Raw genomic sequence first — 13,875 nt, forward strand, 5'->3', positions numbered from 1 at the left:
CCATTAGTGGTGCTAATTTACCACATAAAAACCCAATCTCTTAGTTTTTTGACAAAAAAGAATTTTTCAGGGCATAATGAATTGATAGTTGATTTTAGGAAAACGGGAGTCTTAAACCATGAGTTTACGTGATGCTGGGTCTACGTTTAAACAGATTCGTCTGGGACGTGGTTTGCGAATTTCGGATGTGGCAGGTCCATTGAGTGTTAGCACTGTGTCAAAGTTTGAAAATGGCCATACCGACATTTCAGTGGAAAAGTTATACCTTCTTTTGGATCATGTCGGGATGGACGCAACAGAGTTTTTTGAGATTCTCAATCTAAATCAAGCTAGAAATGCTTCTCCGGCAAGCCTTTCACAAAGAGCAATGGACAAGCGAATGTTCAGATACGCACTGGAACAGGACGTCGATGGCCTTAAACAATTTCGTCAGTCGTTCACATCAAAATTCCAAAAGACGCATGCCCGTCTGTATAAGTTAAGGGAGATTATGGTTTCGGCTATCATTCTCGACACCCAAGACGTTCACAGCCTTCTTTCAAAAACAGACTCTAAAATTGTTAATGATTATTTGATGAAACGTAATGTGTGGTATGCCTTGGAGTATGCGCTATATGGTGATTGCGTCCCTTTTTTACAACCTGATGACTTTGACCGGCTATACACAAAATTCATGGCCATCCATTTCGACTTCCACCAGCGTCGGAATTACCTCGATTTGTTTTTCTCGGCATTTTACAATGTGAGTGTTTCCTTGTATTACAGATGCGAGTACGCAAAAGCCTTACAGACGCTCAACAGATTAGAAGAACAAAAGTTGCCCGACAATCTGTTCTTTTTACGTGTTCAGTTGCGTCTCCTCAAGCTTTTGTGCACATATAAGATTACCGGCGACCAAGCGGATATCAACGAACTGAACGCTTTAGTTAAAGTCATCTCCAAAATAAGCCCAGCGTTTGGCCGTAAATGGAAAGTTGATTTTTCCTTCCAGGAACCAATTACAGATAAGCATTAGCCTGACGTGTTTATGTTGGGAACAATTTAAAATTATCGAACATACAAAGGCGCTGCCCCAACATCCGGGACAACGCCTTTTCACATCCATACGATTTACTTTTCCTTATCCCGGATCGCCTTTTGCTGGTGTGCCGGTTTGGCGAAGATCATGCGGCCCGCTGCGGTTTGCAGCGCGCTGGTGACGATGACTTCTAGTGGCTTGTTCATGTAGAACTTGCCGTCTTCGACTACGACCATGGTGCCGTCGTCGAGATATGCGACGCCTTGTTGCCGTTCGGAGCCGGATTTAATGACGGTGACAGTCATGCTTTCGCCGGGAATCACATCTGGCTTCAGCGCATTGGCTAAGGCGTTGATGTTGAGCACAGGGACATTTTGAAATTGTGCGACCTTGTTTAAGTTAAAGTCATTCGTCATGACGATGCCGTCGAGCAATTTCGCGAGCTTGAGCAGCTTGCTGTCGACTTCGGTTAGATCGTCAAAATCACCTTCGTACATCTCAATATGAATGTCTTTATCTTTTTGCATGGCATTCAAAATGTCCAGTCCGCGGCGGCCGCGCATTCTTTTCATGGAATCCGCCGAGTCTGAGATCAGTTGCAATTCGTGTAAAACAAAATTGGGAACCAGCATCGTCCCCTCAATAAAACCGGTTTTGGCAATTGCCTGGACGCGGCCGTCGATGATGACACTGGTGTCGAGGAGCTTATATTTGCGAAAATGGTCGCCGACTTTGCGTTCGAGCACCTGGTCACTTCCTGTATCTGCTGTCCGCCTATTACGGAAATTCAAAAGTCGCCGCCATTCCTCGCTACGTGTCGTACCCACCCGAAAACCCAGATAACCGAATAATAGCATGATAATGAGTGGTAGGAAGATATTCAGCGGCGCAATGAACCGATACAATGGAATTGAACAAATGGCAGCCAAAATTAAACCTATCATGGTCGACAAACTACCAAATAGTAAATAGCTTGGTGATTTGGTATTCAACGTCTTTTCCAGGACCGCTAACCGCTTCAATATCCAATTGACGCTGAAGCTTGCCAATAACAGGAAAATGATGGCGCCGATTACCCCGTTCGTCAGCAGGTTGTTGACCATCAGATGATGCTGCCAACCGATGGCTTCCCAAAGCGATGGTAACGTAGCCATGCCGACGCCGATGCCGATCAAGCCGAAAATCAAATAAACAATTCGTTTCTTCATGGGATGTTGTCCTCCTTTCTCCTTCTAATTAAAAACCTTATGCAACGCTTCGGCAATGCTTGTGACCCCAATCACTTGAATATCTTTGGGAGCATGCCAGCCTTGCAAGTTGTTGCGCGGAACAAAAATCCGCTTAAATCCCAGCTTGGCCGCCTCTTTGACCCGGTCTTCAATGCGGTTGACCCGCCGCACTTCACCGGTTAAGCCGATTTCACCGACAAAACAATCAGTCGGCGGAATTTCTTTATCGCTGTAGGACGAGGCAATCGCAACGGCCATCGCTAAGTCAATTGCCGGCTCATCCAACTTAACGCCACCAGTGGCCTTCAGGTAAGCATCTTGATTCTGCAGCATAAGATTGGCGCGTTTTTCCAGCACCGCCATAATTAAGCTGACCCGATTGTGATCCAGTCCGCTGCTCGTGCGCTTGGCATTGCCATACATGGTAGGACTGATCAACGCCTGAATTTCAACCAAAATCGGCCGCGTGCCTTCCATCGAAACCACCACCGCCGAACCGGTCGCCCCGGCTAGGCGTTCTTCCAAAAAGATTTCAGACGGATTGGCGACCTCCTGCAAACCATTTTGATGCATCTCGAAAATGCCGATTTCATTAGTTGAGCCAAAGCGATTTTTCACTGACCGTAAAATCCGGTATGTGTGGTGCATATCGCCTTCAAAATAAAGCACGGTGTCGACCATATGCTCAAGAATTTTAGGCCCGGCGATCGCGCCTTCCTTGGTCACGTGCCCGACAATGAAAATGGTCACGCCTTTTGACTTGGCAATGCGCATCAATTCAGCGGTAACCTCACGAATCTGGGCAACCGAACCAACTGCAGAGTTCATATCCGGCACATTCATGGTTTGAACCGAGTCGATGACAACATAATCCGGTTGCATCTGATCAATGACGGCTTCGATACTAAGCATGTCGGTTTCCGGATACAGATACATCCCCGAATTAGCAACGCCCAACCGCCCAGCCCGCATTTTGATCTGACTGGCACTTTCTTCGCCAGAAACGTATAATACGGTACCTCCAGTGCTCGCTAGCTGCCCAGACACCTGCAGCAACAAGGTTGATTTGCCAATACCCGGATCGCCGCCAATCAAAACAAGCGACCCCGGCACCACGCCGCCGCCAAGCACCCGGTTTAATTCTGCCAACCCGGTTTTAACCCGCGTTTCCTTGGCAACTGTTACCTCATTCATCCGCATCGGTTTGACTTTACTGCCTGACCGTGTCTGCCGCGGTGCTGATTTGGTTGAACTGACGGTTTCTTCGACTAAAGTGTTCCAACCGCCACAATTGGGACAACGCCCTAAATAAGTGGCTGAAATATAACCACAATTTTGACATACGTACTGTGTTTTTGCTTTCGCCATATTATCCCTTCGATATTAACTAGCGATCGGTTGACCCAAAACCGCTTTGCCGCTGAGCCAAGCCGCCTTGATCGCCATCTGCCAGTAAAAATGGCATGAAGATGCCCTGTCCGATGCGGTCGCCTTTTTTAATCATCACGTCGCGCGGAAAGAAGTTCAGTAGCTGAATAAAGATTTCGCCTTCATTGTCCGGATTGTCATAATAGTCGGCATCAATCACGCCAATCCCATTAGGTAAGGTCAAGCCGTGTTTAAGCGGATTGCTGGAGCGATTAGCTAAAATCAGAACTTCATTAGGTTGCATGTATGCTTTCACGCCAGTTGGCACCAAATACGGCTTCAGAATCTTCTTGGCCCGTTCGAAATCTTTGTTGGTCAGCGGGTGTTCATTTTTGATCAGCCGGAAAAGTCGAATGAAATCATAACGCCAGATGCTTCTCAGCAAGAAATCCTCACGCGCGTAAAAATCATACCCTGCCGCCTGCTTGGTTTGACGTGTGGGTAGGGTCAGGTCGTCATCCTGATACTTTGAAACAATTTCAAAACCACGGGTCTTCATAATGAACCTCCATATAAGTAGTGTCCAAGGTATCATAACACGTGGCACTAGCTGACAGCCATGTTGAAAAGGCTTTTCTTCTGCCATGTTGAAAAGGCATTTCTTCTTGTAATTATACCGTTTTCTTGCTAGATTTGGAGTGTGGACGCGGGTGGTCAATCGCATTAACAAGATTAACCTGAGCGTCATGGTGACTGAATTCGGTAAAAGTGGCGCTGACAGTGCAACGCGCTGAACATGTCCCTTTTACCAAGGAGGATATGATGGACTTTCAACACGAACCGGGCCGGATTTTTAAAACCGCCCAGGATGGCCGATTACTAGCCGAATTAACGTATCAATCGATCGATGATGGCAAAGCATGGGCGGTCGACCATACTTTTGTTGACGAGGGCCTTCGTGGACAAGGCATCGCCGGCCAACTCATCGAAGCAGTCGTTGCCGCTGCCCGTCAAGAAGGCAAAACCATTGAACCACTTTGCTCATACGCGGTTCATGCTTTTCACAACCATCCGGAATATGCTGATGTTTTGCGGCCGGTAAAGGGTAACTGAATATCGAGTGAGGTTAGGGCGTCATTTACGACCAAAACGTCAAGTTTACAGAAGCAAACGTGGTTCCGATTGTTAAAAATTGGAAGTACGTTTGTTTTTTGTTTCGGCTAGAATAGTTGGTTTGAATCTTAAAGATCGTAGTGCCAAAGCGGAGCAGTCATAGGCGGTTTGGGGCTCAGCCGTGCCCTCCCGCTCTAGCTTCGCGTCGCCAGCCCCCAAACCGCCGGAGATTGCGGAGTTTGGCACGACAAGAAAACTTTCAGCCTAACTTGCCTGAATACGGTAAATTTAATTACATCTTCCTTTCCATCTTTAAATTCAAATTAAATTGAGGTAAGGTTTCTTTAATGCACTAAGAAAAGGGGCTCGCTATGTCAGAAATTACATTTGATCAGATTAAGGCATTTCAAAAGCAGCTTGCGCACCATCCTGCCGCCGCTGCTCGCAGTCGTGCGGTTCAAAACGTGGGACCACAGGCGGCCAGTCGCGAGACCATCGTCGGCGAGGACATGAAACCGGTGTTCTCGATCGACCTTGACACCGGCAGTGTTGCTAACCAAAAGAAAAGTGGTCGGTGCTGGTTATTTGCCACATTAAACACGGTTCGCCACGGAATTGCCGATGAATTCGGCCTGAAAGATTTCGAGTTCTCGCAAAATTACAACGCCTTTTTCGACCGGCTGGAGAAAGCCAACCTATTCTATGAAAATATTTTGGCAACTGCCGACAAACCACTCGACGATCGCGAAGTCGCCACTTACCTCAGTGGACCGGATCAAGACGGCGGCCATTATGACCAGGCAGCTGCACTTATCGAAAAGTATGGCTTGGTGCCAAAGTCCGTCATGCCGGAAACATATAACAGTGACAAAACAGCTGAATTAAACAGCGTCTTGAACGAGAAATTGCGCAAAGACGCCAAGGTATTACGTACGCTGAAGCGACAACATGTCAGTAAAGAAGCGATTGCCGCTAAGAAACGCGAACTGCTCAGTGTGGTTTATCGCATCCTCGCCTATACTTTTGGCAACCCACCGACGACGTTCGATTTCGAATATCGTGACGACAAGAAACAATTTCACCGCGATACCGGTTTAACTCCGCAAACTTTCTTCAAAAAATACGTCAAGTGGCACTTTGATGATTACATCGTGGTCGCCAGCGATCCTGAGCCAAACAAAAAATATCAACAGCTCTATACCATCAAAGCTGCCAATACCGTGATTGAGGGTCATCCTTTAACCATTTTGAATCTCCCACCAGAGCGGCTGAAGCAGCTGGCATTAGCGCAACTGCAAGCCGGTGAAGTCGTGTGGTTCGGTAATGATGTCTTGGCCGATATGGACCGGAAATCCGGCACCCTCAAAGGTGGCCTTTTCAATTACAACGACTTGTTCGACGTTGATTTTCACGTGGACAAAGCGGTTCGAATCGTGACTGCCGAAGCCGAAATGTCGCATGCCATGACGTTTACCGGCGCCGATGTCGTTGATGGCAAGGTAACAAAATGGAAAGTCGAAAATTCGTGGGGCAAGGACAACGGTCATGACGGTTATTTTGTTGCCGATGCGAGTTGGTTTGATCAGTACGTCTATGAGGTTGTCGTTCGCAAGAGCCTCCTGACCCCAACCGAGCAAGCCGCCCTTCAAACCACGCCGATTAACCTGCCTGTGTGGGATTTTCTGAATTAAATACGAGTTATATGCTAGACTATGCTTGTCGCTTCATTCAGGCGACATGGGCAGCTAACTGGATATTGCAACTTTTGACTGCCGACTGCTTCATCATCAAATGTTTAATAAAAAGGAGTGCTTATTTCAATGTCTGCAGAAATTACTTCTGGCGATTTGGACCAGTTCAAACAGGATCTTCAAGCCACACCCGGCGCCGCTGCCTTACAGAAGGCGGTTATGAACAATGGTATCAACGCAACTGCCGAAAACACCGACAGCAAAGTGGCCATGACACCGACTTTTTCAATCGAGCTTGAAACCGGCACCGTTGCCAACCAAAAGCAAAGCGGCCGCTGCTGGATGTTTGCCGCCCTCAATACTATGCGCCACGGCATCCAGGCACAGTTTAAGATCAAAGGCTTTGAACTTTCCCAAAACTATACCAACTTCTGGGATAAATTTGAAAAGTCCAATTATTTTTATGAAAATGTTTTGAAAACTGCTGATCAACCACTGGACAGCCGTAAAGTCGCGTTCCTCTTGGCCACCCCGCAACAAGACGGCGGCCAATGGGACATGTTATCCGCATTGATTGAAAAATACGGCATCGTACCGAAGTCAGTAATGCCGGAAACATACAACTCAAGTAAAAGTAACGAATTAAACGGCTTGCTCAACCTGAAGCTGCGTAAAGACGCGGTTAAACTGCGCAAGTTAGTGGCCGACAAAGCCAATGATGCCGACATCGAAGCAGCTAAGCAAAAGATGTTGGCGGAAGACTACCGGATTTTGGCTTACGCTTTAGGCAACCCGCCGACTAAGTTCGACTTTGAGTATCGCGATGATGACAAGAACTACCACATCGATCGCGAACTGACCCCACTAACTTTCTTCAAGAAGTACGTTGGTTGGAACCTTGATGACTATCAAAGTATTATCAATGCACCAACTGCCGATAAGCCATACAACCACCTTTATACCGTTGAAATGCTTGGTAACGTGGTTGGTGGTCGCGAAGTACGCCACCTGAACCTCGACATTGATACCTTCAAAGCCTTAGCCATCAAGCAGCTCAAGGCTGGCGAGTCCGTCTGGTTCGGTTCCGATGTCGGTCAAAGTTCTGACCGCCAACTCGGTATTCTGGACACCAACATCTACAAGAAAGATGACCTCTTTAACACCGACTTCACCATGACAAAAGCAGAACGCCTCGACTATGGCGAAAGTCTCATGACCCATGCCATGGTGCTGACTGGCGTTGACATTGTTGACGGCAAACCGACCAAATGGAAGGTCGAAAACTCTTGGGGTGACAAGGTCGGCGAAAAAGGTTACTTCGTGGCAAGCGATGACTGGTTCGACCAATTTGTCTACCAAGTTGTCATTTCCAAGAAGTACCTGCCAACCGAATTACAAGATGTCATCAAAAACGAATATGCCAAGCCAACCGTTCTGGCACCATGGGATCCAATGGGTGCTTTGGCATCAAGATAGTGTCAGTCATTTGAACTGGCGGCGATAAAAATAGGGACAGAAGTTTTTCGGCATTGATGCTCGAAAGGCTTCTGTCCTTTTTTTGTCTGGTGCCGGAGAGTGCGCCACCTTTTCTTGTTTTAATCATTAGGATCGCCTCCTCGGATACACATGATATACATTCTAAGCAGAAACTTTTCCACTCGTAATATCTAGCTGAGATTCTCCGCCATGTACGCTCAACTTTCTAAGCGGGCCTGTTCGCGCTCTGCCTGAATTGTGGTATTCTGATGGCAACCGAATTAAAGTCATTTTCGAAATGGAGGTTGGGTATGGGGACACAGTTGGGTTTTGATTGGCGTCAAATGGTTCATTCGCGGAAGAATCTTGCCTTGGCAGGATTGTTTGCTGCGGCGTTTATCATTGGTTTTTTTGCATTGATGTGGACGCATCGCTTGGATGCCGGACAGACGGCGCAGGCGACAGCGAATGCGGCGGTGGCCAATTATGCTGAATATAATCTGGATACATTGAGTAAGGCGCAGAAACCGTTGCTGGCGAATCTGGACGCGCAGAATTCGGCAACCGGCGTGATTGGATTGGGGATTAAGCTTGATGAGCCCGACACAACGCGGAACGGCTTGCTGAGCTTACGCAATGCGCAACTGGAAATGCGGCAGCGGCATTTTAAAGCGATCAACACGATGCCATTGCCGCCACTTCATCAGCTAAAAGGCGACGTTTTGACGCTTACAAAACTAAAGAATCATGACAAACCTGCCATTACTGGGGTGACAACCAGCAGTTCTTACATAGTCACTATCTTACCTTATCTCAGCTGGCTTACTGGCGCGGCGGCTATTTTGCTTGCCTGCGACAGTTGGGTCGAACGGCGGCATCACCGGACACTGATGACCGCACGCCCGTTGACGGCTGGCGTGGCCGGCAGCAGTCGGCTCCTGACGTTAACGGGATTTTATCTGCTCATTCTAGCGGTCGGCTTGCTGGCGATCGTTGTATTGCCGGCATTATTCAACGGCATCGGCAATACTGCCTATCCACTAGCCGTCATGGGGCAAACCTTATTACCGTTACGGCAATATCTTCTTGTATTCGGCGGGCTGACACTACTAGCCGGCATCTGGATTATTAGTTTTTGTATGCTGCTTAACACGTGGGTCACGAATGCCTATCTGACGACCTTCATTGTGGCGGCAGTTGCCATCTCGCCGCTAATGCTGCCGCAAGTTTTCCGTTTTCTTTGGTTCCTCCCGTTTCCTTATCTAGATAGTTACGCCACCTTAAGCGGCACGCTGATTGACCGCCTTAATCAGCCGCTTGCCAGCGTGGGCGTCGGTGCTGCCTTGCTACTCGGCTGGGCCTTCGTCAATCTGGGGCTTTTCGGCTATCGCGTTAAAAAGGAGGTTGCCTGATGCGCTATTTTAAGTTTCAACTCCATCAATTGCTCACTAACCGCAAAAACTTAGCTGTCATCGGCATTGCCTTAGTTGCGCTACTATGTCAATTTATCTTTTTCCCACCCAATAAAGTGCCTGCTGAGCTGCCAACAAGAAATGCGCTGACCCGCGATCGCGATAAAAATATGGCTTTTGTCAATGAGCCTCATGGTTCCATGACAGCTAAATGGGTACCAGCTACCCGTGAGTTTGCCAACATCGAAACGCGCATGTTAAAAGCCCAAAAGCAACAGCACACGCAATCGTATGTGAAAGCAACCTTGCATTATCTGGCATTTTTAGGTCAAAACGCCGCCAATCCCGATGCCCAATCCAGTCCATTTCACTATCCGCTTTCCTATTACTTTGAGAATCGCCAGTACCCTGATGCCGACGCGGCCTTTGCCAATGCAACCATGTATCGTTCACTGGAACCCTTGGCTAAACAGGCCCACCCCGACATCGCCACGGTTAAGCAACAAACCTTTTGGCAAACCCTGTTTCGCGGTGCGTCCGGCGGCTGGTTAACAGCGTTATTGATCGTTACGATTTTGTTTGCCAACGATCTGCTGACAAGCGAACAACGCCATCGCAGCATTGCCCGCTTATTACCTGTCAGTCCTTGGTACGCTATCAACTACAAAACGCTCACTGTTTTCACGGCGTTATCCGGCTTTTTAGTAGTGGTAGTCGCCATCATTGCGGCTTTTGTCATCCCGCAACACGGCCTAGGGTCATTATCAGCGGCGATTGCTTATTATGCTAAAGACGGCATGTCGATTAAACTGGATCCCTTAGCACTTGGCATTGCACTGCCAATGCTTCTGGGTCTAACCGTTTTGCTAATGTGGCTGTTCATTCGCCTGAACCTGTTGTGCCAGCTCCTCTTCCATAACGAATTAGTCGGATTGGTCATCAGTGCCTTTTTACTATTTGGGGAGCCACTTTATTTCATGCATGGTCTGGCCTTTTCGGTTCCGCAAACGGCGTATTATCTGCCGGGTTACATGAATCCGGCGGCAATCATTAGCGGCTTACAGAATTTTCGTTACGATACCAGTCGCATGAGTCCGCTTGCTGCCGTGGTAGTTATTGGCAGCGTAATTCTCATTCTTGAGCTCGTGCTGTTCATCGTCACGCATCGCCGGCGCGCCGCGATTATCAAATAAACGGAGGTCTCACAATGGAACTGCAATTACAAAGTCTTGCATTGGGTTTTAAAAACAAGCCGCACGTCATCGATAACATCAGTCTCACCATGACCGGTGGCTCGATTGTTGGCATCGTGGCGCCTAATGGGACAGGCAAAACCACCTTATTGCGTCTGATCCTCAATGACCTCAAACCGCAATCCGGCAAAGTTGTTTTGGACGGTCAAACCTATGGCAGTCAAAAGAAAAGCCTTGCGATGCATCGGCAAATGTGCCTTTTCCCGGTTCAAGACGACCTTTATCCCGACTTGTCAGGTAAAGCGCATCTTGACTATTACGCGCGACTTTGGCATAACCGGAAAAAAAGCGTTAAACAAATCATCACGGCACTGGACATGCAAGATTATGTCAATCAGCCGGTGCGTACCTATTCGATGGGGATGAAACAGCGGCTTTGCTTTGGCATGGTCATGGCGGCGAATACGCCAATTATGCTATTGGACGAGTTCATGAACGGCCTCGATACCATCAATGTTGCGCGTATGTCGCGAATTCTGCGCGGGCTGCGGGCAGAAGGCAAGCTAATCATCACCGTGTCGCACCTACTGAACAATCTGCAGGGTTATGCCGATCTGATCTACTTCATGCGTGATGGCAAAATCATCAAAACGATTGATCAACACGAACAGCAGCCCCTGTACATTCAAGTGACGGCAGACAATGCCAACCGTCTTCCGCGGATGCCATGGCAACATTACCCGAATGGTTTATTGGTTTTGCCGGTTAATGAACTTCCCGGCCAACACTTCAATCAATTATTACTGGGACTGGCTGCACATCACATTACCTTTAAATTGGCCCCGCTGGATCTTGATACTTATTTCAACGAATTTTACGATGCCGAACGTTAACGGATAGTTTGTCCCAATCAACAAAAACCGCTTGCTCGCGGCTTTTATTGATTAATGACGACGATCACTCAGAATTTTAAAAAATGAATTAAGCATATGTACCTTACATTGACACATGATTCTGCTACAATGGCGTTATTACTTTCAGGGGGGTGCACGAATGGCTTCAGGCTTGGCTACTAATAAAAAGGTGCGGCATAAAATTTCTGCCGCGACTTTACTTGTCACACTCGGCGTTGTTTATGGTGATATCGGAACGTCACCGCTTTATGTTATGAAGTCAATCGTTGCCGGAAACGGCGGCATGGGACATTTTGATACCGATTTTTTGGTCGGATCTGTTTCGTTGATCTTCTGGACCTTGCTCATCATCACTACGCTCAAGTATGTTTTGATCGCGTTACGGGCTGATAACAACGGTGAAGGTGGCATCTTTGCGTTGTACACGCTTGTCCGGCAACGAGCGCGCTGGCTAATTTTGCCAGCCATGATTGGCGGGGCTGCTTTATTAGCCGATGGCATGTTAACGCCAGCTGTGACGGTGACAACAGCGATTGAAGGGCTCAAAGGCGTCCATATTAATGGCAATATTCTGATTAACAATCAGCAACAAGTCATTTGGGTCACGATCTTCATCATCACGCTTTTGTTCTTCATTCAGCGCTTTGGCACCGATCTCATCGGTAAGGCGTTCGGCCCCATCATGTTTGTCTGGTTCACCTTTTTAGGCGTTGCAGGCTTTCTGGCGTTGTCTAAAGACTGGTCGATGTTACGCGCCTTGAATCCCTACTATGCGCTGCGGTTACTGGCGAGTCCGGATAATAAAATGGGCCTGTTTATTTTAGGTAGTATTTTCCTGGCGACCACCGGGGCTGAAGCGCTGTATTCGGATATGGGCCATGTAGGGCGTGGCAATATTTACTTAAGCTGGCCTTACGTCAATATCTGTCTGGTATTGAACTACTTTGGCCAGGCAGTGTGGTTGGATAGTAATTCGCATGTGATGGCGTTTAACAAAATCAGTGATTTCAATCCGTTCTTTCAGATGCTGCCGGAAAGTATCCGGCTGGGTGCGATTATTTTAGCAACCTTAGCCGCCATTATTGCGTCGCAGGCCTTGATTTCCGGTTCTTACACGTTAGTCTCCGAAGCCATTAAACTACGCTTCCTGCCGCGATTGCACATCATTTATCCAACTCGGCTTAAAGGTCAGCTATACATCCCGGTTGTTAACACTATTTTGTGGATAGCGTGCCTAGCAATCATTGCCTACTTCAAAACTAGCGCCGAAATGGAAGGCGCTTATGGACTGGCCATCACGATTACCATGTTGATGACCACCTTATTACTTTATCAATACTTACGGGTGCACCACGCACCGTCTGTAATCGCCCTGGGCACCTTGATCTTCTTCGGTTCCATCGAAACAGTCTTCTTCATCTCCAGCGCCATTAAGTTTCTCCATGGCGGCTATGTCACCGCGATGATTGCTTTTGTGATCTTAGCGATTATGTTTGTTTGGCAATACGGCGGTCGGATTCGCGACGACAACACATACCGGGCAGAAATGGCATCATTATTTGCCTATAAAAAGCAGCTTTCTGAATTACGCAGCGATCCGGATTATCCGACTTACACTACCAATTTGGTGTATATGACCCAGATCGCCAATGATCACTACATTAAAAAAGAAATTCTATACTCGATTCTGGACAAGCGGCCGAAGCGTGCCCGGGTCTACTGGTTTGTGACGGTCAACGTTACCGATGAGCCGTATACGGCCGAGTACACGACCGACACTTACGGCACCGACTATATGGTCAATGTCCAGCTATTCTTAGGATTCCGGATGGAGCAACAGGTCAACGTTTTCCTGCGCCAGATTGTCAATGACATGATGCGCGAAGGCGAACTGCCGACGCAACCGCAAAAATACACTACCATTCCGGATCGGCAAGTCGGTGACTGGACCTTCGTGCTGTTACATGAAGAACTCTCGCCACAAACGCAAATCAAGGGCTTCCAGAAAGCGATCATTCAGGCACGGCTATGGCTTCAGCACATAACTGTTTCGCCAGCTCAGTGGTTCGGCCTGGAATATGCCGATACTTTGGATGAAACAGTACCACTTGTGCTTGGGAAGATTCCGATTACCAAGCTAACGCGACTCAATCGTTCGCAAGTCGATGCGCAAGCTGAAGACGAAGATGATTGAATCAAAGTCATTTAAAAAGGTGCACCTAGAGTCATGAAGCAAAATGCGGTCGGCCCTGTCAAGTTGACAGATGAAATAATATAAAATTTTGGTAGCTTTTAGATGGCCTTATTCCAGTATTCTTCTGGGGTAAGGCCGTCTCTTTGTCCTGAACGATTATCGTGATTGAAATAGTGGATCCCATCTTCAACGAGCTGGACGAATTCCTTGTAAGTCTTTGCCATTGGATGACGATCCATCCACCGCAGTTTAAATTCGTTCCACCAG

12 protein-coding genes are annotated in these 13,875 nt (G+C 47.7%); 8 read left to right on the plus strand and 4 right to left on the minus strand.

Annotated features, from left to right (window positions below; all coding sequences use genetic code 11):
• Positions 1 to 118 precede the first annotated feature (118 nt).
• Positions 119 to 1,015, plus strand: coding sequence for a helix-turn-helix domain-containing protein (locus BVJ53_RS11650; protein WP_129302543.1), 897 nt, complete (start codon positions 119 to 121; stop codon positions 1,013 to 1,015).
• Positions 1,016 to 1,110: 95 nt separating this feature from the next.
• Here the strand turns inward: BVJ53_RS11650 and BVJ53_RS11655 are convergent, their stop codons facing one another.
• Genes BVJ53_RS11655 through BVJ53_RS11665 form a run of 3 tightly spaced genes read right to left on the minus strand, consistent with a single transcriptional unit; the run spans position 1,111 to position 4,174 of the window.
• Positions 1,111 to 2,226 (minus strand): PIN/TRAM domain-containing protein, encoded by a 1,116-nt coding sequence (locus BVJ53_RS11655; protein ID WP_129302544.1) that lies wholly within the window; start codon positions 2,224 to 2,226, stop codon positions 1,111 to 1,113.
• A 24-nt stretch (positions 2,227 to 2,250) separates the two neighbouring features.
• A complete protein-coding gene (gene radA, locus BVJ53_RS11660) occupies positions 2,251 to 3,615 on the minus strand; it encodes a DNA repair protein RadA (RefSeq protein WP_129302545.1) in 1,365 nt (454 codons plus the stop codon).
• A 19-nt stretch (positions 3,616 to 3,634) separates the two neighbouring features.
• Complete coding sequence (locus tag BVJ53_RS11665) at positions 3,635 to 4,174, minus strand: dCTP deaminase/dUTPase family protein (RefSeq protein WP_129302546.1); 540 nt, start codon at positions 4,172 to 4,174, stop codon at positions 3,635 to 3,637.
• Positions 4,175 to 4,437: 263 nt separating this feature from the next.
• Between BVJ53_RS11665 and BVJ53_RS11670 the strand changes: the two genes are divergently transcribed.
• From BVJ53_RS11670 to BVJ53_RS11705, 7 genes are all read left to right on the plus strand, one after another.
• Entirely contained in the window at positions 4,438 to 4,728 is a 291-nt protein-coding gene (locus BVJ53_RS11670; protein ID WP_129302555.1) for a GNAT family N-acetyltransferase, read from the plus strand.
• 371 nt (positions 4,729 to 5,099) lie between these two features.
• Positions 5,100 to 6,419 carry a C1 family peptidase gene (locus tag BVJ53_RS11680; RefSeq protein WP_129302547.1) on the plus strand — a complete coding sequence of 440 codons (1,320 nt, stop codon included), beginning with the start codon at positions 5,100 to 5,102 and terminating at the stop codon, positions 6,417 to 6,419.
• A 129-nt stretch (positions 6,420 to 6,548) separates the two neighbouring features.
• Positions 6,549 to 7,895: a C1 family peptidase gene (locus tag BVJ53_RS11685; protein WP_129302548.1), complete on the plus strand. Its 1,347-nt coding sequence runs from the start codon at positions 6,549 to 6,551 to the stop codon at positions 7,893 to 7,895.
• A 311-nt stretch (positions 7,896 to 8,206) separates the two neighbouring features.
• Positions 8,207 to 9,307 carry an ABC transporter permease gene (locus BVJ53_RS11690; RefSeq protein WP_129302549.1) on the plus strand — a complete coding sequence of 367 codons (1,101 nt, stop codon included), beginning with the start codon at positions 8,207 to 8,209 and terminating at the stop codon, positions 9,305 to 9,307.
• Positions 9,307 to 10,500 carry an ABC transporter permease gene (locus BVJ53_RS11695; protein WP_129302550.1) on the plus strand — a complete coding sequence of 398 codons (1,194 nt, stop codon included), beginning with the start codon at positions 9,307 to 9,309 and terminating at the stop codon, positions 10,498 to 10,500. The genes BVJ53_RS11690 and BVJ53_RS11695 overlap by 1 nt, the downstream gene beginning before the upstream one ends.
• Before the next feature lie 14 nt (positions 10,501 to 10,514).
• Positions 10,515 to 11,393, plus strand: coding sequence for an ATP-binding cassette domain-containing protein (locus tag BVJ53_RS11700; protein WP_129302551.1), 879 nt, complete (start codon positions 10,515 to 10,517; stop codon positions 11,391 to 11,393).
• 160 nt (positions 11,394 to 11,553) lie between these two features.
• Complete coding sequence (locus tag BVJ53_RS11705) at positions 11,554 to 13,608, plus strand: KUP/HAK/KT family potassium transporter (RefSeq protein WP_129302552.1); 2,055 nt, start codon at positions 11,554 to 11,556, stop codon at positions 13,606 to 13,608.
• Positions 13,609 to 13,706: 98 nt separating this feature from the next.
• Here the strand turns inward: BVJ53_RS11705 and BVJ53_RS15600 are convergent, their stop codons facing one another.
• On the minus strand, positions 13,707 to 13,847 hold the full coding sequence (locus BVJ53_RS15600) for an IS3 family transposase (protein WP_414467456.1): 141 nt from the start codon (positions 13,845 to 13,847) through the stop codon (positions 13,707 to 13,709).
• Positions 13,848 to 13,875 lie beyond the last annotated feature (28 nt).

The sequence above is a fragment of the Lacticaseibacillus chiayiensis genome, from assembly GCF_004123795.1.
Taxonomy (GTDB): domain Bacteria; phylum Bacillota; class Bacilli; order Lactobacillales; family Lactobacillaceae; genus Lacticaseibacillus; species Lacticaseibacillus chiayiensis.

Excerpts from the sequence above, each read along its gene's own strand:
- BVJ53_RS11680 (WP_129302547.1), top strand. The coding sequence starts at position 5,100 with ATGTCAGAAATTACATTTGATCAGATTAAGGCATTTCAAAAGCAGCTT.
- BVJ53_RS11655 (WP_129302544.1), bottom strand. The coding sequence starts at position 2,226 with ATGAAGAAACGAATTGTTTATTTGATTTTCGGCTTGATCGGCATCGGC.
- BVJ53_RS11665 (WP_129302546.1), bottom strand. The coding sequence starts at position 4,174 with ATGAAGACCCGTGGTTTTGAAATTGTTTCAAAGTATCAGGATGACGAC.
- BVJ53_RS11700 (WP_129302551.1), top strand. The coding sequence starts at position 10,515 with ATGGAACTGCAATTACAAAGTCTTGCATTGGGTTTTAAAAACAAGCCG.
- BVJ53_RS15600 (WP_414467456.1), bottom strand. The coding sequence starts at position 13,847 with ATGGATCGTCATCCAATGGCAAAGACTTACAAGGAATTCGTCCAGCTC.
- BVJ53_RS11670 (WP_129302555.1), top strand. The coding sequence starts at position 4,438 with ATGGACTTTCAACACGAACCGGGCCGGATTTTTAAAACCGCCCAGGAT.
- BVJ53_RS11690 (WP_129302549.1), top strand. The coding sequence starts at position 8,207 with ATGGGGACACAGTTGGGTTTTGATTGGCGTCAAATGGTTCATTCGCGG.
- radA (WP_129302545.1), bottom strand. The coding sequence starts at position 3,615 with ATGGCGAAAGCAAAAACACAGTACGTATGTCAAAATTGTGGTTATATT.
- BVJ53_RS11695 (WP_129302550.1), top strand. The coding sequence starts at position 9,307 with ATGCGCTATTTTAAGTTTCAACTCCATCAATTGCTCACTAACCGCAAA.
- BVJ53_RS11685 (WP_129302548.1), top strand. The coding sequence starts at position 6,549 with ATGTCTGCAGAAATTACTTCTGGCGATTTGGACCAGTTCAAACAGGAT.
- BVJ53_RS11705 (WP_129302552.1), top strand. The coding sequence starts at position 11,554 with ATGGCTTCAGGCTTGGCTACTAATAAAAAGGTGCGGCATAAAATTTCT.
- BVJ53_RS11650 (WP_129302543.1), top strand. The coding sequence starts at position 119 with ATGAGTTTACGTGATGCTGGGTCTACGTTTAAACAGATTCGTCTGGGA.